Below are 23255 nucleotides of genomic sequence, written 5' to 3'. Positions count from 1 at the left end.
GCACCGGAACACCGTGGAAACACGCAAGGGGACAAAAACAAATCGCGCCGGCCCTGGAAAAGGGAATGCGTTTCCGCGCAGGGAGATGCGTTCGCCGCCATAATCGTCAGCGCGACCGCAAATACTGGAGGGGGCTTGCATCGATTTTTCGGGTGGGCACGCTATTTCCATGACGCACGCAATTCGGATGATGGCGGCCTCGCCGCCCTCGCCGACGGATTTCCTGCGCGCAAGCTCCCGGGCTTGAGCCTTATCAACGGTGTTTAAAAGGGGATATTCCATGCTGAAGAAACTCGCACTTGCCGTTTCACTCTCCGCCTTCGCGGCGGGTGCGGTTCAGGCCGCAGACGTCGTCGTCTCGTCGAAGATCGATACCGAGGGCACGCTGCTCGGCAATGTCATCGCGCTGGCACTCGAAGCGAACGGCATCAAGACGCAGGACCGTATCGCGCTTGGCGCCACACCCGTGGTGCGCAAGGCGATCACCGCAGGTGAAATCGATATCTATCCCGAATATACCGGCAATGCCGGCTTCTTCTTCAACAAGGCCGACGACGCCGCCTGGAAGAACAACGAGCAGGGTTACGAGCTGGCGAAGAGGCTCGATTACGACGCCAACAAGATCGTCTGGCTGACGCCGTCGCCGGCCAACAACACCTGGGCGCTTGCCGTGCGCAACGACGTCGCCGAGCCGAACAAGCTGAAGACCATGTCGGACTTCGGCAAATGGGTCGCCGGCGGCGGCGCCGTCAAACTTGCGGCTTCGGCCGAGTTCGTCAATTCCGCCGGCGCGCTGCCCGCCTTCCAGACGACCTACGGCTTCCAGCTGAAGCCCGACCAGACGGTCGTGCTCTCGGGCGGCGATACCGCGGCGACGATCAAGGCGGCCGCCGACCAGACGAACGGCGTCAACACCGCCATGGTCTATGGCACCGACGGCGCGATCGAGGCGGCCGAGCTCACCGTTCTCGAAGACGACAAGGGCGTGCAGCAGGTCTATGCGCCGACTCCGATCATCCGCGAGGAGGTGCTGAAGGCCAATCCGAAGATCGAGGAAATCCTCTCGCCGATCTTCAAGAGCCTGAGCGCCGACGAATTGCGCAAGCTGAACGCCAAGATCCAGGTCGACGGCGAGCCGGCAAAGTCCGTCGCCGAAGCCTATCTGAAGGAAAAAGGCTTCCTGAAGTAATCATCGCCCGCTCCGCCCCTCGCGGGCGGAGCCTCCCTTTGCCGACAGGCCAGACAGGGTTGGATTGATGGAAGAAACCTCAGCGGTCCGCAGGCTGGACCGGCTTGGCGTGGTTCTGGTGGCCGGCGGCATTGCGGCGACGGCGCTGATGCCCTTCATCTATGTCAAGGCGAACCGCATCGCCGCCGGCAAGCCGATGCTGCTGACGCAGCTTCTTCCCCAGACCTCCGTCATTGTCCTTGTCGCCCTTCTCGTCCTGACCGCCTTCGCCACCTTGTTCCTCGCCAACGCAGTGGCGCGGCTTGTGGTCGCCACGTTTTGCCTGGCGGCGCTGGTCGCGGCGATCGGCCTCGTCTCGACCGCGGCGACGCCGCCCGGCAGCACGGTGGCGCGCATGACGCCCGGCGGCGGTTTCTGGCTGCTGTTTGCGGTGATCGGGCTGATCATCTCGGACGCGCTGGTCAAAATCCGGCTGGCACCCTGGATGCGGGTGGCAGCGCTGGCAGCTTACACGGCGCTGCTCTTCACCTTCCTCGCCTCCGGCCTGCTCGACAGCCTGTCGATCATGAAGGAATTTTCCACGAGGGCGGCGCAGTTCCGGACGGAGGCATTTTCGCATCTGCTGCTGGCGCTGGGCTCGCTCGTTATCGCCATCGTTCTCGGCCTGCCGCTCGGGATCCTCTGCTTCTGGGTGCCGAAGCTGAGGGCCGTCGTGCTGCAGGGCCTGAGCCTCATCCAGACGATCCCCAGCCTGGCGCTCTTCGGCCTGCTGATGCTGCCGCTCGGCTATCTCGCCACCCATGTGCCGCTGGCGGCCGCTGTCGGCATCCGCGGCATCGGTACGGCGCCGGCGTTGATCGCGCTGGTGCTCTATTCGCTGCTGCCGATCGTCGCCAATACCGTCGTCGGCCTGCAGGGCGTCGATCCCTCGGTGCGCGATGCGGCGGCCGGCATGGGGCTGACCCGCCGGCAGATCCTTACCGGCATCGACATGCCGCTCGCCTTTCCGGTCATCCTCACCGGCATCCGCATCGTGCTGGTGCAGGCGATCGGCATGGTGACGATCGCCGCGCTGATCGGCGGCGGCGGTTTCGGCATCTTCATCTTTCAGGGGCTCGGCCAGACCGCGATGGACCTCGTCCTGCTCGGCGCCGTGCCGACCGTCTTCTTCGCCTTCTCATCGGCCGTCATCCTTGATGCGGCCATCGACAGCATCCGGGGGCCTGCCGCATGAGCATGATCGAGATCAGCAACGTCACCAAGCGCTATGGTCCGGCGACCGTCGTCGACAAGGTCTCGATGCGTGTCGAGAAGGGCGAGATCACCGTCATCGTCGGCACGTCCGGCTCCGGCAAATCGACGCTGATGCGGATGATCAACCGGCTGGTGCCGATCACCGAAGGCGAGATCTTCGTCGGTGGTCAGAATGTGATGGACGTCGAGGTCACCGAACTTCGCCGCAAGATCGGTTATGCCATCCAAGGCCACGGCCTGTTTCCGCATCGGACCGTGGCGCAGAATATCGCCACCGTGCCGCAGCTGCTCGAATGGGATTCCAAACGCATCGCCGCCCGCGTCGAGGAGCTGCTCGGGCTTTTCAACCTCGATCCGGCTGAGTTCGCCGACAAATATCCACATCAGCTTTCCGGTGGCCAGCAGCAGCGTGTCGGCGTCGCGCGGGCGCTGGCCGCCGAGCCGGAACTGCTGTTGATGGACGAGCCCTTCGGCGCGCTCGATCCCGTCATCCGCGGCAAGGCGCAGGACGACCTGCTGGCGATCCAGAAGCAGTTCGGCACAACCATCATCCTCGTCACCCACGATATGGACGAGGCCTTCCATCTCGGCAACCAGATCGCGGTGATGAGCAAGGGCCGATTGCTGCAATGCTCGACGCCGGAAAAGATCCTCACCGAACCCGCCGATCCCTTCGTGCAGCAGCTGACCGGAACCTCCGACCGCGCGCTGAAGCTGATGTCTCTGCTGCCGCTGAAGGAGAGCATGGCGCCGGCCAAGAGCGGCCTCGCCTATGCCCTGCCGCAATCCTTGAGCCTGCGCGATGCGCTGGCCGAAATGATCTGGCAGGGGGTCGACGAGGCGGCCGTGCAGGACGGTGAAAAGGCGCCTGTGGGATCAATCTCGATGGCGCGGCTGCTCGAACTGGGCCGCAAGGCATGAAGCTCATCGTCGCCAATCTCTTCCGCTTGGTGGCGCTCGCCCTGCTGCTCATCCTTCTGTTCAGAACGGAGTGGCTTTCCTTCCTGCTCGTCCCGCTGACAAACAATAATGCGCCAGCCGTCTATACGCAGAACAGCCTTGCCTCGCTCGCGCTCGGACATCTGCAGCTCGTCGTCGGCTCGATCGCCTGCAGCGCCGTGCTTGCCGTTCTCGGCGGCATCTTCGTGACGCGGCAAAGCGGCGCCGATTTCCTGCCGCTGTCGCGCGCCATCGCCAATGCCGGGCAGACCTTCCCCCCTGTCGCGGTGCTGGCGCTCGCCGTGCCCGCCACCGGCTTCGGCGCCATGCCGACGCTGATTGCGCTCTTCCTCTACGGCCTGCTGCCGATCTTCGAAAACACCGTCGCCGGCCTGAAACAGGTGTCGCCGCAGGTGCTCGACGCCGCGGACGGCATGGGCATGAACGGCACGCAACGTCTATTCCGCGTCGAGCTGCCGCTTGCCCTGCCGCTGATCCTCGAAGGGCTGAAGGTCGCGACGGTGATCAATATCGGCACGGCAACGATCGGCTCGACGGTTGCGGCCAAGGGCCTCGGCGAGGTGATCATCGCCGGGCTGATATCGGACAATACCGCCTTCATCCTGCAGGGCGGGCTGATCGTCGGCCTGATGGCAGTGTTGATCTATGACGCCATGGGCCTCGTCGAAGCCGCGATCACGCAAAGAATCGGCTTGCGCGCGGCTTAAGATGACCGCTACCAAGGCTGCCGTGATCGACGCAATGGGAGGCAGAATTGGCGAAGATGATCCACTCCATGATCCGTGTTCTCGACGAGGCGCGCTCGGTCGACTTCTACAGCAAGGCGTTCGGTCTTACGGTCGCCGACCGCGTCGACTTCGACACCTTCACGCTGATCTATCTGAGCATTGCCGAGACCGGATTCGAGCTGGAGCTGACCGTCAACAAGGGCCGCACCGAACCCTATGATCTCGGCAAAGGCTATGGCCATCTCGCCGTTTCGGTCGAAGAAGTTGCCATTGAGCGCGAACGCATGGTGAAACTGGGGCTTAAACCCGGCGAGCTGGTGGAGCTCAACCGCGACGGCAAGTTGTTCGGCCTGTTCTTCTTCGTCAGCGATCCCGACGGCTACAAGATCGAGGTGCTGCAGCGCCACGGGCGGTTTCTCTAGGACATAAGATGATTGCGAAAACTGCGCTCGATTCCGGCTGGACGCTTCACTGCAACGATACAGGAAGGCCGGGACTGCCGGATGCGATACCGGCGACGGTGCCGGGCTGCGTCCATACCGACCTTCTCGCCAACCGGCTGATCGCCGATCCCTATATCGACGTCAACGAGATCACCAATGACTGGATCGGCAAGACCGACTGGACCTATCGCTGCCGGTTCGAGGCCGCGCCGGATGAGGGCAGAGTGCATGAGCTCGTCTTCGACGGGCTTGATACGATCGCCGTCATCCGCCTCAACGGCGAAGAGATCGGCCGCACTTTCAACATGCACCGCACCTACCGTTTCGATGTTTCCGGGCTGCTGAAGGCCGGCGTCAACGAACTCTCCGTCACCTTCCGCTCCGCCTATGCTTATGGCGCGGAGATGGAGAAACATTACGGCTACCGCCCCAACAACTATCCGGGGCCGGGCAATCTGATGCGCAAGATGGCCTGCAATTTCGGCTGGGACTGGGGGCCAACGCTGGTGACGGCGGGCGTCTGGAAGCCGGTGCGTCTGGAAAGCTGGGACCGGGCGCGGCTTGCCGAGACGCGGGTGTCTGCAAGCCTTGCCGGCGGCGACGGACTGGTGATGGTGCATGCGAGACTGGCGCGGCATGGCGATCACGGGCCGTGCAGGCTGGCCGCCGAAATCGGCGGCGTGACCAAGACAGTAGCAATTGGCCCCGGCGAAGACGCGGTTTCCTTCGAACTCCGCCTCCCCTCGCCGCAGCTCTGGTGGCCGCACCATCTCGGTGCGCAGCCGCTCTATCCGCTGATGCTCACGCTGATCGACGAGGCCAGCGGCGATCTGCTCGACAGCTTCGAGCGCGAGCTCGGCTTCCGTTCGCTCAGGCTCGATACCTCGGCCGACGAGCACGGCTCGGCCTTCACCTTCGTCATCAACGACGTGCCGCTCTTCATCGCCGGCGCCAACTGGATTCCCGACGATTGTTTCCCCTCGCGGGTGACGGCCGACCGTTACGCCGACCGGATCGAGGAGGCGAAGGCCGCCAATATCCATATGCTGCGCGTCTGGGGCGGCGGCATCTTCGAGCGTGATGAGTTCTACGCTGCCTGCGACCGGGCCGGCATGCTGGTCTGGCAGGATTTCCTCTTTGCCTGCGCCGCCTATCCGGAGGAGGAGCCGCTTCGAAGCGAGGTCGAGGCGGAGGTGCGCGACAATGTCGCGCGGCTGATGCCGCATGCCTCATTGATCCTCTGGAACGGCAACAACGAAAATATCTGGGGCTTCGACGAATGGGGCTGGCGGCCGGTCATCAAGGCCGGCGAGAGCTGGGGGCTCGGCTATTATCTCGACCTGCTGCCGAAGCTCTGCCGCGAGCTCGATCCCGACCGGCCCTATTATCCCGGCAGCCCCTATTCCGGCTCGATGGAGATCGAACCCAATGCCGACGGACATGGCTGCAAACATATCTGGGACGTGTGGAACGATGTCGGCTACGAGATCTACCGCAACTATATCCCGCGCTTCTGCTCCGAATTCGGCTGGCAGGCGCCAGCAAATTGGGCGACGATCGAACAGAGCGTGCACGATCAGCCGCTGACGCCGCAGTCGAACGGCGTTTTCCATCATCAGAAGGCGACGCAGGGCAATGACAAGCTGATCCGCGGTCTTGCCGGCCATCTGCCGGAACCAAAGACGGTGGAGGACTGGCACTTCGCCACCCAGCTCAACCAGGCGCGCGCCATCCGTTTCGGCATCGAGCACATGCGCTCGCATCGGGCCATCTGCAAGGGCGCGGTGGTCTGGCAGTTCAACGACTGCTGGCCGGTGACCTCCTGGGCCGCGCTCGATTCGGCTGGACGCCGCAAGCCGCTCTGGTATGCGCTGAAATCAGCCTATGATCCGCGCCTGCTGACGATCCAGCCACGCGAGGGCGGACTGGCTGCGGTCGCCGTCAACGAGAGAACGCTGTTCTGGCGGGCGAAGATTGCCGGCAAGCGTTTGACGCTCGATGGAACCGTGCTCGCCGAATTCGAATTCTGGCGGCTGCTCTGCGACCGTTTCGAAGCGAAAGAGTTTCCGCTGCCGAGCAATATCGTCACTCCGAACTTACCGAAGGACGAAGTCGTTGTCGTCGAGATGCTGGACCGGCGGGCGTTTCACTATTTCGTCGAGGATATCGACCTCGCCCTGCCAGCGCCGCGGCTGAGCGTCGATGTCACCGGGATCGACGGGGGCTTCGCCATCACGGTGACGGCGGAGAATTTTCTCAAGGACCTCTGCCTGATGGCGGATCGGCTGGATCCGGAGGCGGTTGTGGATTCCATGCTGGTGACGTTGTTGCCGGGCGAGAGCCATGTGTTTGCGGTGAAGACGGTAAAGGCGATCAAGGCAGAAGAGATGACCGTCGGCACCGTGCTGCGATCGGCCAATGATCTTGTTGCCGGTTCGCGCCAGTGACTGCCCCTTACCCTAGCCCTCTCCCCCGCTTGCGGGGAGAGGGGACGTGCCCTGCGAGAGTTTGGTGGGAACGGAGAGCTTGCGGCATGGTCCCTTCGCCCCGTTTACGGGGAGAACGTGGCGGCAGCCGGTTGAGGGACCGCCAAGCTCACGACATCACCAACACCAAAAGGCCCCGCTGCTAACGGGGCCCTTCCAGCTCGGTCCATCGGACGAGATTACATCCAGTAGGGCGGCACGCCGTAATAATCATACACCCGGCGGCCATTATCGTTGTACCAGGTGTCGTCATCGTCCGAATAGCTGGGTGCGCCTTCGATCTGCTCCTTGGTCAGGTCGATTCGATAACCGTCCAGCTGGGTGTCGTAGTTCAGCTTTTCCCAGGGCAGCGGATAGTGGTCGTGACCGATGCCCAGGAAGCCGCCGAAGCTCAGCACGGCATAGGCGACGCGGCCATCACGCTTGCCGATGATCAGGCGTTCGATCGAGCCGATATGCCGGCCATCAGGGCCATAGACTCGGGTGCCTTCGACGCGGTCGCTGGCGATCAGCGAATGCGTTTCCTTGGTGTTCGGGTCACGGCGGCTGGCGTCGGTGTCCTGATTCAACATTTGAACCTCCTTTGGGTGTTTCCTCATGGTTGGTAAGGGTCAACGCCATTGCCGACTCAAAGTTCCCACCCTTTCGACGACGCGATGGGCTATTGTTGACGTTTACGTCAAGGTTAGTATAGCTTCATACGGCTTGAACCATACAGGCAATGGCATAAGCTGCGGGACTGGAAGATGGAGGATGCTTCCGGTCAATTGCGGACCGGTCGACCACGATTCGATCGGCGCGGCGGCCGCAAGGGAGAGAGAGACACGATGAGCAGCATTTCCGTCCATCCGAACGGAGCAAAAGCGGACAAGCCCTGGCTTGCCACCTATCCCGATATGGTTCCGGCCGAACTGCCGCCGCTGGAACATGCCTCGCTCGCCGAACTTCTGGAAAAATCCTGCGCCCGTTACGCCGACCGGACGGTTTTTTCCAGCATGGGCAAGGCGATGAGCTATCGCGAGCTCGAAAGCCAGACGCGCAAGGTCGCCGCCTGGCTGCAGAGCATCGGCCTCGAGAAAGGCGACCGCGTCGCGGTGATGATGCCGAATGTGCTGCAGAACCCCGTCGCCACCTATGCGATCCTGCGGGCCGGCCTGGTGGTCGTCAATGTCAATCCGCTCTATACGCCGCGCGAACTCGAACACCAGTTGCGTGATTCCGGCGCCAAGGCGATCTTCGTGCTGGAGAATTTCGCCCGCACCGTCGAGCAGGTCCTCAACAAGACCGACCTGCGCCATGTCGTCGTCACCTCGCTCGGCGAAATGCTGGGGCCGAAGGGGCTGATGGTCAATTTCGTCGTGCGCAAGGTCAAAAAGCTTGTTCCCTCCTGGTCGATCCCGCAGCATAAGAGCTTCAGTCAGGTGCTCAGCGAAGGCGCAAGGAAAAGTCTCCAGCCGGTCGCGCTGACGGGTGGAGACATCGCCTTCCTGCAATATACCGGCGGCACAACGGGCGTTGCCAAGGGCGCGGTGCTGACACATCAGAACCTGCTTGCCAACAAGCTGCAGCTGTCGCTGTGGCTGCGGTCGGCTTTCCAGCGCAAGAAGCAGCCGGAGGTGCTGAATTTCCTCTGCGCGCTGCCGCTCTACCACATCTTCGCGCTGACGGTGAATTCGTTGATGGGCATGTCGCTCGGCGCCCACAATATCCTGATCGCCAATCCGCGCGACATTCCCGGCCTCGTCAAGGAGTTCGGAAAGTCCAACATTCACATCTTCCCCGGTCTCAACACGCTGTTCAACGCGCTGATGAACAATGCCGAATTCGCCAAGCTCGATTTCTCCTCGCTTGTCATGTCGCTTGGCGGCGGCATGGCCGTCCAGCGCCCGGTCGCCGAGCGCTGGCTTGCTATGACCGGCACTTCGATAACGGAAGGCTACGGTCTTTCCGAGACCTCGCCCGTTGCCACCGCCAACCGCTTCGATTCGGTCGAGTTCACCGGCTCGATCGGCCTGCCGCTGCCCTCCACCGAACTCGACATTCGCGACGAGGACGGCCGTTCGCTGCCAGCAGGCGAAATCGGCGAGATCTGCATCCGCGGGCCGCAGGTGATGGCCGGCTACTGGCAGAAGCCGGAGGAAACGGCGCGGGTGATGACATCAGACGGCTATTTCCGCTCGGGCGACATGGGCTTCATGGACGAGCGCGGTTACGCCAAGATCGTCGACCGCAAGAAGGACATGATCCTCGTCTCCGGCTTCAACGTCTATCCGAACGAGATCGAGGAAGTCGCCGCCATGCATGCCGGCATCCTCGAAGCCGCGGCGATCGGCGTGCCGGACGGGCACTCCGGCGAGGCGGTCAAGCTCTTCGTGGTCAGAAAGGATCCGAACCTGACGGAAGCGGAGGTAAAGGCCCATTGCATCGCCAACCTCACCAATTACAAGCGCCCGCGCTTCATCGAATTCCGCACCGAACTGCCGAAATCGCCTGTCGGCAAGATCCTGCGCAAGGACTTGCGCGGCTGAATTTGACAAGCGGGTGAAATTAGCAGCCATCCGCTTCCCGCGGGTGGCTTTTTTCATATTGGAGCGACGGCTGAACTTGATTTGCGCCTGAGAAAGCGAATAGTTTCCGCAACCTTTCCGCCTCAAAAGGAGCCTCCCATGAACGCCATCGTCGAACAGCTGAAGAGCACTGCTGATGCCACCAAGGCGACCGATCTCCGCGCCGCCTTCGCCGCCGATCCGCAGCGCTTTTCGCGCTTTTCCGTCTCGCTCGACGATCTGCTGATGGACTATTCCAAGACGGCGGTGAATGACGAGATCCTCAAGCTCTTGGTCAAGCTTGCCGAAGAGGGCGGCGTCGAAAAGAAGCGCGAGGAGATGTTCTCCGGCAAGGCCATCAACTTCACCGAAGACCGCGCCGTCCTGCATACCGCGCTGCGCAACCGGTCCAACACGCCTGTCCTCATCGACGGCAAGGACGTCATGCCCGACGTCAACGCCGTGCTTGCCGCCATGGGCAAGTTTGCCGACGAGATCCGCTCCGGCACGCTGAAGGGTGCCACCGGCAAGGCGATCACCGATGTCATCAATATCGGCATCGGCGGCTCGGATCTCGGCCCCGTTATGGCGACTCTGGCGCTTGCCCCCTTCCATGACGGCCCGCGCGCCCATTTCGTCTCCAATATCGACGGCGCTCATATCGCCGATATCCTGAAGCTGGTGCAGCCGGAGACGACGCTCTTCATCGTCGCCTCTAAGACATTCACGACAGTCGAGACGATGACCAATGCGCAGACGGCGCGCAATTTTATTGCCAAGGCGCTCGGCGAAGCAGCCGTGCAGCACCATTTCGCCGCCGTCTCGACGGCGCTCGACAAGGTCGCCGCCTTCGGCATCGACAGCGCCCGCGTCTTCGGTTTCTGGGACTGGGTCGGCGGCCGCTATTCGATCTGGTCGGCGATCGGCTTGCCGCTGATGATCGCCATCGGCCCGGAGAATTTCGGCAAGTTTCTCGACGGCGCGCACGCGGTCGACAATCATTTCCGTAAGGCGCCGGTTACCGAGAACCTGCCGATGCTGCTCGGCCTGATCGGATTCTACCATCGCAATGTGCTCGGCTACCCGACCCGCGCCATCCTGCCCTACGACCAGCGCCTGTCGCGTTTCCCGGCCTATCTGCAACAGCTCGACATGGAATCCAACGGCAAGGGCGTGACCGTCGACGGTACGCCGGTCGAGGGCAATTCCGGCCCGGTCGTCTGGGGCGAACCCGGCACCAATGGCCAGCACGCCTTCTATCAGCTCATTCACCAGGGCACGAGCATCATCCCGGCCGAGTTCATGATCGCCGCCAATGCCTTCGAGCCGGAACTGCGCCACCAGCACCAGCTGTTGATCTCCAACGTGCTTGCCCAGTCCGAGGCGCTGATGAAGGGTCGCACCTTCGCGGAAGCCAAGAAGCAGCTGACCGACAAAGGCATGGACGACAAGAAGGCCGATTTCATCGCGCCGCACCGCGTATTTGCCGGCAACCGGCCGTCGATCACCTTCGTCTACGACAAGCTGACCCCTTACGCCCTCGGCCGCCTGATCGCGCTCTACGAACATCGCGTCTTCGTCGAAGGCGTGCTCTTCCGCATCAACTCCTTCGACCAGTGGGGCGTCGAGCTCGGCAAGGAACTGGCGACGGGCCTGCTGCCCGTCGTCGAGGGCAAGCAGAGCGCGGCGAGCCATGATTCCTCCACCCAGGGCCTGGTCGCGGCGCTGGCGAAGCTTGCGAAGTAAATATGGAGAGGTTTTTGCCCTGAACGACCGGGTTGATGATCGACATTTTGGACCGGGATGATACCTGACAGTTTTCATTCTGTCGTATGTGCTGCTTTAGGCCTCATCGGCCCGGGCGGTCGCGGCGGAGCGAAGCGACGAAAGCGTCCGTCCGGGCCGATGAGGCCTATGTCGCGGTTGCAGAAGCGCACGACGTGGTCACCGTTTTCGAGCTCGCTCAGGCCGACGAGTTCGCCGGCAAGGGCTTCGCTGACAAAGAGTCGGCCTCCCTTCCATTTGATCTCACCGTTGTCTCGCACGCGACGCACTTGATGATCGGCATCATACCAGGGATCGTCGAGACGCTCGGGCATCACACGCGGCTGGCAGGGTCGATAGAGATCGGCCGGTGGTCGTTGACCCAGCGCTTCATGCGGGCGCTCCTCATTGTAGTGCCGGCGAAAGGCATCGAAACGGGCCTGCTGTTGGCCGGCATTATCGGCCGGTGGCTTGGATGTCTGGGCCTTGAGAGTACGATGCATGCGCTCGTGCCTGCCGTTCTCCTGGGGCGATGCCGGCGAGATGAAGTGCGCCTCGATGCCGAGCTTGATCCACCAAGTCGATAATCGGGTCAGGCCGCCGGCCCCATGGCTGCCGAAAGGCGAACCATTGTCGCAGCGGATCGCAAACGGTAGCCCATGGGTGCGAAAGGCTCGTTCGAAGACAGGCCGCACGCCGTCGATGGTCTGTGGAGCAATTTGGACATCGATCAGAAAACGGCTATAGCTGTCGCTGATCGTCAGTGGATCGATGCGTTGTTGGTCGCGGGTGCGGAACCAGCCCTTAAAGTCCACGCTCCATTCGTCATTGGCTTTTGTTGCCTCGGTGAACGGCCGGCTTTGGTCCAGTGCCCTGCGTCGCCGCTTGGCAGTGTCCACAAGGCCTGCCCGTTTGAGGATGTCGCCGATCGTCGAGGCCGCCGGCCAAGCGGTCTGCGCAGACTGGCGCTGCAACAGCGCCAGCAGCTTGCGCGGCCCCATATGCGGAAACCGCCGGCGTAGCGCAATCACCTCATCGGCAAGGGCTGACGGCGTGCGATGCGGGCACGAAACCGTGCCATGCGACCGATCGACAAACCAATCCGGCGCTCCGCTCATCTGCCGTTTGCGCCAGGCGTAAAATGTATCCCGGCTCACACCGTAGCGTCGGCAAAGATCTCTCACACTCCAGTGCCCCAAAGCATAGTCCGACAGCATCCGAACACGTTCTTCCATGCGACAAGTCTCCACAAATGGCATCGGAAGCCCTCCCTCCGACACACTATGACTTGTCGACCATCAACCCGGTTCATTCTGTCAGGTATCAGCCCGGGCTGTACCCAAGCCCGGCCCCTCACCCTAACCCTCTCCCCGCTCGCGGGGCGAGGGGACGTGCCCTTTTGAGAGGTCGGAGAGGACGGAGAGCTCGCGGCATGTTCCCTTCTCCCCGCGGGCGGGCAGAAGGTGCCGGCAGGCGGATAAGGGGCGGCCGCCAGATCGTCATAATGGCCGCAAATGATTAGGTTGATTTCGGCGGGCTTGCGCCGCTGCCCTGCAAAACCGGATTGAACGTTCTACTAATAGAAAATTGTAGAAAGAATTCTTTCAATTCGCCGCCATCGCCCTAGATTCAAGCAAAATCTGTGCGCATGGTACTTCCGACGACATGACCTATCAAACCGGGGACGATACCCCGTTCCACTGTTTCCGCTGGTCTATATACCGGGCAATTCGCATCCGGATCTGCTCTTTTGATGGCGGCGCATGCCCTGCATTACCCTTGCCCCGCCCCGGAGGCTCCCCGGCACCCTGGCACAGAGCGTTTTCCCGATCCATTTTCGCTAAAGGAAGCTCATGAGCCGTCTTATCGTCGTTTCCAATCGTGTTCCCATGCCGGCCAAGGATGGAAGTGCTGCGGCCGGTGGCCTCGCCGTCGCGCTGCAGGCAGCCCTGCAGGCGCGCGGCGGCATCTGGATGGGATGGTCGGGAGAGTCGAGCGGAGACAGGGAGCCCAGCGCGCTGTCGCTGCTGCAGAAGGGCAACATTACCTATGCGCTGACCGATCTCACTGACACCGACGTGGAGGAATATTACCGCGGCTTTGCAAACCGCGTTCTCTGGCCGATCTGTCATTACCGCCTCGACCTCGCCGAATATGGCCGAAAGGAAATGGCCGGCTATTTCCGCGTCAACCGCTTTTTCGCGCGTCGGCTGGCGCCGATGATCCAGCCGGACGACATCATCTGGGTTCATGATTACCACCTCATCCCGCTGGCGGCCGAACTGCGGCAAATGGGGCTGAAGAACCGGATCGGCTTCTTCCTGCACATTCCCTGGCCGCCCGCCGACATTCTCGTCACCATGCCGGTCCATGAAGAAATCATGCGCGGCCTTTCCCATTACGACCTCGTCGGCTTCCAGACCGACTACGACCTGCAGAACTTCGCCGGCTACCTGAGACGGGAGGGCATCGGCGACGACCTCGGAAACGGATTGTTCGATTCTCACGGGCGGATCTTCAAGGCCGGCGCCTATCCGATCGGCATCGAGACCGCAGCCTTCGCCGAATTCGCAGAGCGAGCCGCAGACAATGTCATGGTGCAGAAGACCCGGCGCAGCATCGAAGGCCGCGACATGATCATCGGGGTCGATCGCCTCGATTATTCGAAGGGCATCATTCAGCGTCTGGAAGCGTACGAACGCTTCCTCACCAGCAATCCGGCCTATCAGAACAAGGTCACCTATCTGCAGGTCACGCCGAAATCGCGATCGGAAGTGCCCGAATACGAGCATATGCAGAAGATGGTCGCCGAACAGGCGGGCCGCGTGAACGGCGCCATCGGAACGGTCGACTGGGTGCCGATCCGCTATGTCAACCGATCGATTAGCCGCACCGTGCTCGCCGGTCTCTACCGCCTGGCGACGATCGGGCTCGTCACGCCGTTGCGCGACGGCATGAACCTCGTCGCCAAGGAATATGTCGCCGCCCAGGATCCGGATCGCCCGGGCGTCCTGGTGTTATCGCGCTTTGCCGGCGCGGCACGGGAGCTGAAGGGGGCGCTGCTGGTCAATCCCTACGATGTCGAGGGCACGGCCAATGCGCTTGCCAGGGGCCTTGCCATGTCGCTCGAGGAGCGCCGCGACCGCTGGAGCATGATGATGGAACATCTGCTCTCTCACGACGTCTCGCTCTGGTGCGAAACCTTCCTGCGGGACCTGGTGACTGCTCCAGAGCTCGGCCGTAGCGTGGCTCCCCAGGCAGCCTCCTGATCGATCCGCATCCGCATGAAGGCCTCGACGCAAGGGCTGGCTGCGGCGCTGGCGAAGCGTTAAAAATGCCCCTCACCCTAACCCTCTCCCCGTAAACGGGGCGAGGGGACGTGCCACACGCAATGTCGGCGGCGGAACGGAGAGGTCGCGACTATCCCCCTTCGCCCCGCAAGCGGGGGTCCGAAGGACGGGTCGAGACCCGTGGCTCGACCTCGGTCGGTGCCGGCAGGCGGATGAGGGGCTGATGCTCGCTTAAGCCTTAAAGCCCGATCTCATGCGCCCATGGCGGATTGGCGCCGGCGCGGGAGACGGTGACGGCGGCGGCCTTGGCGCCGAGCGTCAGGGCGTTGCGCACCGCCTGTTCATCGAGCGAGGCGACCTGCTCTTTGGTCAGCAGATTATCCATCTTCAGCGAGGCAAGCACGCCGGCGTCGAAGGTATCACCGGCGCCGACCGTGTCCACGACTGCAACGCGCTCGCTCGGCACCGTCACCTTACGCTCCCTGGTGTAACCGGAGGCGCCTTCCGCGCCCTTGGTGATGACGATGAGTTTAGCACCCGCCGCGAGCCAATGGGCGGCGAGCGTATCATGGTCGCCTTCGAGCCCGAACCAGTCGAGGTCCTCGTCTGAGAATTTGACGATGTCGGACTTTGCCGCCATGCGCCGGATGCGGGCCATATGAGCCTGCTTGTCCTTGATGAAGCCCGGGCGGATGTTGGGGTCGAGCGAAATGACGCGGCGGGCCGCTTCGCGGTCGAGCAGTGCTTCGTAGGTTTCGCCGCAAGGGCTCGGGATCAGGCTGATCGCGCCGAAATGCAAGGCTTCGCAATCATCGCCGAGAACAGGCAGGTCGGCCTCGGTGATCATCCGGCCGGCTGTGCCCTCATCGTAGAAGGCATAGGTCGCCTGGCCGCTGACGAGCTTGACGAATGCGATCGTCGAAGGGCGCGGGGTGATGGCGCATGGGCTGTAATCCACATTGCTCGCCTTCAGCGTCGCCAGCAGGATTTCGCCCATCATGTCTTCGGCAATGCCGGTGAAGAAGGCGGTGGGAATGCCGAGGCGGCCGAGCGCGATGGCGGTATTGAAGATCGCGCCGCCGGCATAGGGCGCAAAGCCCTTTTCACCAAGGGTGGTGTCCCTCGGCAGCATGTCGATCAGGGCTTCGCCGCAGCACAAAATCATCGGATTCCTCCCAACAGCATTTCTATCTTCATCAAGCGCTTAAGTGAGCTTTTGTCAACCGATTAGAGCGAAAGCTCACTCACTCCACCATTCCTCGCCGACCACGCCAATGGCGCATCGAGAAAGGCCTCGACCTCTGCAAGCGTCTTGTCGTCGAAAAGCTTCTCTGCCCTGGCAACCGCAAGGACGCTGCGCCAGGTGGCGATGTGATGCAGCCTGACCTTGCCATCGGCAAAACGCTGGTCACCGAAAATGCCGTAGAAGAACAGCGCGATACCGTGATCGACGATGCCGCCGGCGGCGCGGATGGCGTCGATGAACTTGAACATGCTGCCGCCGGCCGTCGTCAGGTCCTCGATAACGAGCACGCGCGAACCTTCGGGCATATTGCCTTCGATCTGGGCGTTGCGGCCGTGGCCCTTCGGCTGCTTGCGGACGTAGATCATCGGCAGGCCGAGGCGATCTGCGAGCAGGGCAGCGAAGGGAATGCCGGCGGTCTCGCCGCCGGCGATGCAATCGAACTGCTCGAAACCGGCATCGCGCAGCAGAGTGCTGGCGGCAAAATCCATCACCGTCGAACGGATGCGCGGATAGGACAGGAGCTTACGGCAATCGATATAGACCGGGCTCGCCATGCCGGAGGAGAGCTTGTAAGGCTGAGCCGCATTGAAATGCACCGCTTTGATCTCCCAGAGCATCTTGGCCACCAGTTCGGCCATCAGGGCGCGGTCGGGAAATGCGGTCTGGATCATCGGGCTCTCCTTCGGTTTTGCGTCTCCGGCAATAGCAGCAAGCGCCCACCGTTTCCAGACGCAGGCGATCTATTCCAGCAAGAGACGGCCGATATCGGGTCCCTGCATCTTCTTGAACAAGGCGATCGTCCGGTCGCCCTCCTCTGCATCCAGCGAGACGGCATACCGCACGGCGGCGGCAAGCAGCTGCATCGTCAGCCGGGCGATCGCCAGAAGTTCGCTGCGGTCCCGATCCGGCCAGAGGCGCACGAGCACGGCGAGAAATGCCTGGGTCTGGAATTCCATGTCTTCGGCATCGACCTGCTGCAGCTGCTTGTCGGTGTAGGTCGCATGCCAGATATCGCGCATCACGGGCTCGCGGCGGAAGAAGGCATAATATTCGTCGACGATGTTGGCGAGCGCCCCCGGCAGGGCGGCGGCGTCAACGACCTTCGCCAGTTCCGCCTCGACACAGCGCCTGCCCTCTTCGTTGAAGCGCTCGGCCAACGTACGGATGATCGCGCTCTTGTCGGGGAAATACTGGTAGAGGGCGCCGAAGGAAAGTCCTGCCTTTTCAACGATCTCGCTCATCTTCAGGCCGTCGCTGCCATGGCTTTCGATCAGTTCGGCGGCGACGGCGAGGATTTTTTCGAAACGCTCGCGGCCGCGCTGCTGGCGCGGGATGCGGCGCGGCTGGCCGCCACGGTCCTGCTGGCGTCTGCGCGTTGCGCGTTTCTGCTCCGACATCGGCTCTCCTTCACGTTGACAATTAAAATAAGAGAGTTTATCTGATTTTACAAATAAGAGAGTTTCTCTTATTTATCCCGAAAGGAGTTTCGACATGCAGATCGTCCTCATCCTTTCCCTCGTCGCCGCGGCCATCGGCAGCGGCCTCGTCGCCGGCATCTTCTTCGCCTTCTCGACCTTCATCATGAGCGCCTTCTCACGCATCCCGGCCGAACAGGGCATTGCGGCGATGAACTCGATCAATGTGACGATCGTCCGCTCGCCCTTCATGGGTCTCTTCGTGCCGACGGCGATCCTCTGCCTCGTCATCGCCGTCCTCGCGGTGATCGACTGGCGCGGCGGCGCGTCCGCGCTGATGCTGGCGGGTGCAGCCATTTATGTGTTTGCCTCCTTCCTCTCGACGATCATCTTCAACGTGCCGATGAACGACGCGCTGGAAAAGGTCAGCGGCAGCGGGGCGGAGGCGGTGGCGCTCTGGACCTCCTATGTCAGGGATTGGACGTGGTGGAATCATGTGCGAACCGTGGCCTCGCTGCTCGCCTCGGCCGCTTTCGTGCGGGCGCTGATGATGGTTTGAGCAGCAGGCGCCCACACTCAAGAGAGCCTCATCCTCGTACGTTGCCGTTGGTGTATAAACGGCAACGTACAAGGATGAGGAGCGTTGGAGGATGCCGCGGCTTGGGATGAGGGCCGCGGGAGAGTGTTGTGGCTCGGGTTCCGTCTCCAGCTTCCGCCTTGATCCGCGTCGTTCGGCGCCTTGAGCGACAAGCGCGCAACGTCCAAGAGAGCCCCTGAGGTGCCCCGCAGGGGCATCGAAGGACGAGGCGGCATGCCGGCGTCTGCCGAGCAGTTGGGAATCAAGACGCGGTGCGCGACACCTCGGCCGGAACTGCAGTGAGATAGCCGGCAAGCTCGACCCGATTGCGGCCGCCGCGCTTGGCGGCGTAGAGCGCCTTGTCGGCGGCGCTCAGCATGGCGTCGAAATCGAGCGGCGTCGACCGGCCGGGCGCAACGCCGACGCTCACTGTGCATCTCAACACCTCACCGTCGATTGGAATCTCTCGCGCCTCGAAGGCCCTGCGGATCCGCTCAGCCGTCAGCTCTGCCCGGCCGGGCATGATCTCCTTCAGCACTAGCGCGAATTCCTCACCGCCGAGCCTCGCGGCGGTATCGCCTGAGCGGCAATGGGCGGTCAGTTCCTCGGCGAAGACGGTGATCACGCGGTCGCCGCTCGCATGGCCATAGCGGTCGTTGACCGATTTGAAATGATCGATATCGAAGACGATGACGGCGGCGGTGGTGCCCATCGGGCGCGTGCCATACTGATCGAAGACAGCGCGGCGGTTGAGTAGGCCTGTCAGCGGATCGGTGATCGCCTCGAGACGATGGCGGGCCGCGAGCCGCCATTGATGCAGCGCCAGCGACAGCGCGCCGATCCCGGTCATGCCGGCGATGCAGACGGCGAGGCTCAGATCCTCCGCCCAGTTGCTCGGCGCCTTGCCGAGCACCAGCTTTCCATCGGCGATCAACACGGCGGCGCAGAGAACGAAGGAGATTGCCGTCAGCGTATAGAGTGCCGCAATGCCGAGGAGCGGCGCCGGCGCTTCGGCGCGGGCGAGCCAATATTGCCGAGCGGTGGTAAACAGCAGCAGGGCGATGGCGAGATTGTCGGCGATGAAGGCGAGGCCGTCATAGCCGGCAACCATCGGGACGATCGAGAAGGCCATCGCCGCCAGCGCCCGGCTGGCAATGGCAAGGATCGAAAGGCGACCTGACAGGAACTGTTTGCCCGCGCCCCAGATGGTGGCAAAGCCGGCATGGAACAGCACGAAACTGCCAAGGGCGAAGCCTATATCAGGCCTGTTCACATAGGCGCTGTAGATAAAAATGCCGCTGACAACGAGGACGAGACCGATGGTGGCGGTGAGCAGCACGGTTTCGGTCCGGCGCACAAGCCAACTGCCCATCAGGGTTACGGCCAGGCAGGCCGCGGAGACGCCGAGCGCCAACAGAAGGGAGTTGTAGTCAAGCATCATGCTTCTCTCCGCAGCGGTGTCGCGCCGGACGATCGGCAGCTATGGGGTCCGCGAAGAGGAATGTCTTATGCATCCGTTAACAAATGATGCACCGCACAATGAAAATGTTACGCGCCTAACGTCACCGTAGCACTTAAAATGAATATTCTATTTAAAATAGAAAACGCAGCAGGCGAGTCCCTAGACCAACACCTGCCAATGAAGAGGAAACATAGGATCGAAAACCGTCACCGGACCGGCGCCGGTTTCTATCTTAGCGGGAAATAGAACCGGCTCTGCCTGCTTGGAAAGCGTGATGCGTTCCTCGTTCGGCGACAGCCCATACCATGCCGGTCCGTTCAGCGAGGCGAAAGCTTCAAGCCTGTCGAGAGCGCCTTCCTCCTCGAAGACATGCGCAAGGCAGCTCATCGTATTGATCGAGGTGTAGATGCCGGCGCAGCCGCAGGCGCATTCCTTCAGCGGATCGACATGCGGGGCAGAATCGGTGCCGAGGAAGAAGCGGGCATCGCCGCTTACGGCGGCTGCGCGCAGCGCCAGTCGGTGGTTCTCGCGCTTGGCGACCGGCAGGCAGTAATAATGCGGGCGGATGCCGCCGACTAGGATGGCGTTGCGGTTGATGATCAGGTGGTGGGTGGTGATCGAGCCGGCGAGATTTGATTTGGCCGCCTTGATGTAATCGATGCCATCCGATGTCGTCACATGCTCCATCGTCACCTTCAGCTCCGGCAGGCGCCGGCGCAGCGGATCGAGCACGGTGTCGATGAAGGCGGCCTCGCGATCGAAAATATCGACGTCGGGCGTCGTCACCTCGCCATGGACGCAGAGCGGCAGACCGATCTCAGCCATGCGCTCGAGTACCGGCATCGCCTTCTCCATGTCGCGCACACCGCCATGCGAATTGGTGGTGGCGCCGGCAGGATAAAGCTTGACGGCGGTGATGAGGCCGTTCTTTGCACCCTCCGCCACATCGTCGGGGCTGGTATGTTCGGTGAGATAAAGCGTCATCAGCGGCTGGAAACGGTGGCCGTCCGGCAGCGCCTTGAGGATGCGCTCGCGATAGGCCTTCGCATCCGCTGGCGTGACGACCGGCGGCACCAGATTGGGCATGATGATGGCGCGGGCGAAGGTGCGGCTCGTATCGGCGATCACGCCTTCCAGCATGGCGCCGTCGCGCAGATGCAGGTGCCAGTCGTCGGGACGGCGGATGGTGATCGATTGCATGGCAGGCCTCCGAAGCGATGCGTCTGCCGCCTCGATAGCACTAAAGCGCGGCGGGTCAAACCGGCTTCATGCGACGCCGTTTCGCCCTTTATGCAAATCCTGATCCCGGAGCCGTTCAATACGTCCGGGCGGCATGCATCATACATCAAATGAACAATCGCGTCGGCGTCACGCCAGCGCAATCTCCAGCGTCACGTCGGCTGGGCGACGGTTTTCGAGGATCAGCCGGCCGTTCGGCAGGTCGTTGCCGTAGACTTTGGCGCTGGCGGCTTCTTCGCTGAGATTGTAACCGCGCCAGCGCGCCCAGAGCCGCTCTTCGAGAACCTCGATCGGCGGCGCCAGCATGATCGAAAAATCGAAGATGCCGTCGAGTTCGGCCCATTTACCCTGTGTGAAGAGCAGATAATTGCCCTCTACGATGATGAAGCGGTCCTCGGGATCGATTGGTCTGGCGGAAGCGATGGCGAGTTCGCGGGAGCGGTCGAAGACCGGCGCCAGAACCTCCTGGTCGGCCAGGCGCACGGCGCGGATGATATCGAGGAAGCCTCTGACATCGAAAGTTTCCGGAATGCCCTTGCGCGCCAAGAGGCCGCGTTCGATCAGGATGGCATTGTCCATGTGGAAGCCGTCCATCGGCAGGACTGCGGCGCTTTCGCCTTTGGCTTTCAGCGCCGCCGCCAGATTGTCGGCCATGGTCGACTTGCCCGCTCCCGGCGGCCCGGCGACGGCAATCAGGAAACGTTTGGCATCGCCGGCGCGGGAAAGCACCTCGCCGGCGATGTCGTCGATGCGCAGGCTCATGCCGCAACGGGCTCCGTCGGCACCGCCTTGGCGCCGGTCATGAAGGCGACGGCGTCGGACATGGTGTATTCCTTCGGATTGATCACCGTCAGCCGACGGCCGAGACGGTGGATATGGATCCGGTCGGCGACCTCGAAGACATGCGGCATGTTGTGCGAGATCAGCACAATCGGCAGGCCGCGGGCGCGCACGTCGAGGATCAGTTCCAGCACGCGCCGGCTTTCCTTGACGCCGAGGGCGGCCGTCGGTTCGTCCATGATGATGACCTTCGAGCCGAAGGCTGCGGCGCGGGCGACGGCGACACCCTGGCGCTGGCCGCCGGACAGCGTTTCCACCGCCTGGTTGATGTTCTGGATGGTCATCAGCCCGAGTTCCGACAGCTTGTTGCGCGCCAGCTTTTCCATGGCCGGACGGTCGAGCATGCGGAAGAGCGAGCCGAGCGGGCCTTTTTTGCGGATCTCGCGGCCGAGGAACATGTTGTCGGCGATCGATAGCGCCGGCGACAGAGCAAGGTTCTGGTAGACGGTTTCGATGCCGGCTTCGCGCGCCTCCATCGGCGAGCGGAAATGCACCTGCCGCCCTTCGAGCGTGATCACGCCCTCGTCGGGGGTGACCGCGCCTGAAATCGCCTTGATCAGCGACGACTTGCCGGCGCCGTTATCGCCGATGACGGCAAGGATTTCACCCGGGTAGAGGTCGAAATCGGCATTGTCGAGCGCGGTCACGCGTCCGTAACGCTTGACGAGGCCGCGGGCGGTGAGAATGGGTTCGACAGCCATGGTCATACCGAAACCTTTCTGATCCACTGATCGATGGCGACGGCGGCAATGATCAGCACGCCGGTCAGGAGGACTTTCCATTGCGGATCGGCGCCGAGCATGTTCAGGCCCATCGACACAACGCCGACGATCATCGCCCCGAACAGCGTGCCGAGAATGGAACCGCGGCCGCCGAAGAGCGAGATGCCGCCGATCACGGTCGCGGTGATCGCCTGCAGGTTATAGTCGGTCACCGCCGAGGACGGGGAGATTGAGCCGTTGCGGCCGATCGACACCCAGGCGGCGAAGGCGGCGATGACGCCCGACAGCGTATAGACGGTGAGCAGCACCCTCTTCGTCTGGATACCGGAGAGCTTCGCCGCTTCCGGATCGTCGCCGACCGCATAGACATGCCGGCCCCAGGCGGTGTGATTGAGGATGTACCAGAACAGGAGGACGAGCAGCACCATGGCGATAACGCCAAGGGTGAGCACGGCGCTGCCGACCTTGAAGCTCGCGGCGAAAAGATGCAGCAGCGGCGCCTGTTCGTCGACATCGGTGTCGCGGATCGTCTCATTGGCGGAATAGATGAAATTCGTCGCCATGACGATATTCCAGGTGCCGAGCGTGACGATAAAGGGCGGCAGCTTCATGAAGGCGACGAGGAAGCCGTTCAGCAGTCCGCACAGGCCGCCGACCAGCAGGCCTCCAATCACCGCGATCGGCGTCGGGATGCCGTAGGTGATGGCCACATTGCCCATGATGACGGCCGAGATCACCATGATGACGCCGATCGACAGATCGATGCCGGCGGTCAGGATGACCAGCGTCTGGGCGGCGCCGAGAATGCCGACGATGGCGATCTGCTGCAGGATCAGCGTCAATGTGTATGACGAGAAGAAACGCCCGCCGAGCGCTATTCCGAAGATGATGATCGCCAGTACGAGTACGATCAGCGGCACGGCGGCCGGTGTCGAGTGCAGAAAGTGCTGGGCGCGCTTGATCAGCGGGACGCCCTGGTGCTCGAAGGAGGCGACGTTCTTGTCGCTGCCGTCGAGGACGCGTTCGAATTCCTGTGCTCCGGTCATGGTTCCTCCTCCGCATCCGCGCGCCGAACCCGCGCGGAGGCCGTCACC

Annotated in this window: 20 protein-coding genes; 10 read left to right on the top strand and 10 right to left on the bottom strand. The window is 62.5% G+C overall.

Going from position 1 to position 23255, the window contains the following annotated elements:
• The first annotated feature begins 280 nt into the window (after positions 1-280).
• From NXC14_RS02380 to NXC14_RS02355, 6 genes are all read left to right on the top strand, one after another.
• Positions 281-1189 (top strand): ABC transporter substrate-binding protein, encoded by a 909-nt coding sequence (locus NXC14_RS02380; RefSeq protein WP_085776806.1) that lies wholly within the window; start codon positions 281-283, stop codon positions 1187-1189.
• Between the two features lie 67 nt (positions 1190-1256).
• The gene (locus NXC14_RS02375; RefSeq protein WP_085776805.1) at positions 1257-2423 is read left to right on the top strand and encodes an ABC transporter permease; all 1167 of its coding nucleotides are present in this window, start codon (positions 1257-1259) and stop codon (positions 2421-2423) included.
• A complete protein-coding gene (locus NXC14_RS02370; protein WP_085776804.1) occupies positions 2420-3364 on the top strand; it encodes an ABC transporter ATP-binding protein in 945 nt (314 codons plus the stop codon). Before NXC14_RS02375 ends, NXC14_RS02370 begins: the two co-directional genes overlap by 4 nt.
• Positions 3361-4110 carry an ABC transporter permease gene (locus tag NXC14_RS02365; protein ID WP_085776803.1) on the top strand — a complete coding sequence of 250 codons (750 nt, stop codon included), beginning with the start codon at positions 3361-3363 and terminating at the stop codon, positions 4108-4110. Before NXC14_RS02370 ends, NXC14_RS02365 begins: the two co-directional genes overlap by 4 nt.
• Before the next feature lie 47 nt (positions 4111-4157).
• A complete protein-coding gene (locus NXC14_RS02360) occupies positions 4158-4553 on the top strand; it encodes a VOC family protein (protein ID WP_085776802.1) in 396 nt (131 codons plus the stop codon).
• Positions 4554-4561: 8 nt separating this feature from the next.
• Entirely contained in the window at positions 4562-7021 is a 2460-nt protein-coding gene (locus tag NXC14_RS02355) for a glycoside hydrolase family 2 protein (protein WP_085776801.1), read from the top strand.
• A 218-nt stretch (positions 7022-7239) separates the two neighbouring features.
• Here the strand turns inward: NXC14_RS02355 and NXC14_RS02350 are convergent, their stop codons facing one another.
• A complete protein-coding gene (locus tag NXC14_RS02350; protein ID WP_085776800.1) occupies positions 7240-7632 on the bottom strand; it encodes a PRC-barrel domain-containing protein in 393 nt (130 codons plus the stop codon).
• 255 nt (positions 7633-7887) lie between these two features.
• Between NXC14_RS02350 and NXC14_RS02345 the strand changes: the two genes are divergently transcribed.
• Together NXC14_RS02345 and pgi are read left to right on the top strand one after the other, a co-directional pair.
• Entirely contained in the window at positions 7888-9588 is a 1701-nt protein-coding gene (locus NXC14_RS02345) for a long-chain fatty acid--CoA ligase (RefSeq protein WP_085776799.1), read from the top strand.
• Positions 9589-9726: 138 nt separating this feature from the next.
• A complete protein-coding gene (gene pgi / locus NXC14_RS02340) occupies positions 9727-11352 on the top strand; it encodes a glucose-6-phosphate isomerase (protein WP_085776798.1) in 1626 nt (541 codons plus the stop codon).
• Positions 11353-11426: 74 nt separating this feature from the next.
• On the opposite strand, the gene NXC14_RS02335 is transcribed toward pgi, so the two are convergent.
• On the bottom strand, positions 11427-12605 hold the full coding sequence (locus NXC14_RS02335) for an integrase core domain-containing protein (RefSeq protein WP_245362094.1): 1179 nt from the start codon (positions 12603-12605) through the stop codon (positions 11427-11429).
• A gap of 618 nt (positions 12606-13223) precedes the next feature.
• Here NXC14_RS02335 and otsA point away from each other — a divergent pair.
• Positions 13224-14639, top strand: coding sequence for an alpha,alpha-trehalose-phosphate synthase (UDP-forming) (gene otsA / locus NXC14_RS02330; protein ID WP_085776796.1), 1416 nt, complete (start codon positions 13224-13226; stop codon positions 14637-14639).
• 259 nt (positions 14640-14898) lie between these two features.
• Here the strand turns inward: otsA and NXC14_RS02325 are convergent, their stop codons facing one another.
• From NXC14_RS02325 to NXC14_RS02315, 3 genes are all read right to left on the bottom strand, one after another.
• Positions 14899-15825 (bottom strand): carbohydrate kinase, encoded by a 927-nt coding sequence (locus tag NXC14_RS02325; RefSeq protein ID WP_085776795.1) that lies wholly within the window; start codon positions 15823-15825, stop codon positions 14899-14901.
• Positions 15826-15887: 62 nt separating this feature from the next.
• Complete coding sequence (locus tag NXC14_RS02320; protein ID WP_085776794.1) at positions 15888-16577, bottom strand: orotate phosphoribosyltransferase; 690 nt, start codon at positions 16575-16577, stop codon at positions 15888-15890.
• A 69-nt stretch (positions 16578-16646) separates the two neighbouring features.
• Positions 16647-17303, bottom strand: coding sequence for a TetR/AcrR family transcriptional regulator (locus NXC14_RS02315; RefSeq protein WP_085776793.1), 657 nt, complete (start codon positions 17301-17303; stop codon positions 16647-16649).
• A 94-nt stretch (positions 17304-17397) separates the two neighbouring features.
• Here NXC14_RS02315 and NXC14_RS02310 point away from each other — a divergent pair, with 94 nt between their 5' ends.
• The gene (locus tag NXC14_RS02310) at positions 17398-17880 is read left to right on the top strand and encodes an anthrone oxygenase family protein (protein WP_085776792.1); all 483 of its coding nucleotides are present in this window, start codon (positions 17398-17400) and stop codon (positions 17878-17880) included.
• Positions 17881-18160: 280 nt separating this feature from the next.
• On the opposite strand, the gene NXC14_RS02305 is transcribed toward NXC14_RS02310, so the two are convergent.
• The 5 genes from NXC14_RS02305 to NXC14_RS02285 all read right to left on the bottom strand — a co-directional run bounded on the left by NXC14_RS02305 (position 18161) and on the right by NXC14_RS02285 (position 23207).
• Positions 18161-19339 carry a GGDEF domain-containing protein gene (locus tag NXC14_RS02305; RefSeq protein WP_085776791.1) on the bottom strand — a complete coding sequence of 393 codons (1179 nt, stop codon included), beginning with the start codon at positions 19337-19339 and terminating at the stop codon, positions 18161-18163.
• 180 nt (positions 19340-19519) lie between these two features.
• Positions 19520-20560, bottom strand: a complete 1041-nt coding sequence (gene pyrC / locus NXC14_RS02300) for a dihydroorotase (protein WP_085776790.1) — start codon at positions 20558-20560, stop codon at positions 19520-19522.
• Between the two features lie 168 nt (positions 20561-20728).
• Entirely contained in the window at positions 20729-21361 is a 633-nt protein-coding gene (locus NXC14_RS02295) for a nucleoside triphosphate hydrolase (RefSeq protein ID WP_085776789.1), read from the bottom strand.
• Positions 21358-22140: an ATP-binding cassette domain-containing protein gene (locus NXC14_RS02290; RefSeq protein ID WP_064707825.1), complete on the bottom strand. Its 783-nt coding sequence runs from the start codon at positions 22138-22140 to the stop codon at positions 21358-21360. The genes NXC14_RS02295 and NXC14_RS02290 overlap by 4 nt, the downstream gene beginning before the upstream one ends.
• Before the next feature lie 2 nt (positions 22141-22142).
• Positions 22143-23207 carry an ABC transporter permease gene (locus NXC14_RS02285; RefSeq protein WP_085776788.1) on the bottom strand — a complete coding sequence of 355 codons (1065 nt, stop codon included), beginning with the start codon at positions 23205-23207 and terminating at the stop codon, positions 22143-22145.
• Between the last annotated feature and the right edge of the window lie 48 nt (positions 23208-23255).

Source organism: Rhizobium sp. NXC14 (assembly GCF_002117485.1).
GTDB lineage: Bacteria > Pseudomonadota > Alphaproteobacteria > Rhizobiales > Rhizobiaceae > Rhizobium.
Note: the sequence above shows the minus strand (reverse complement) of the source record. Positions and strands in the feature narration are given on the sequence as shown.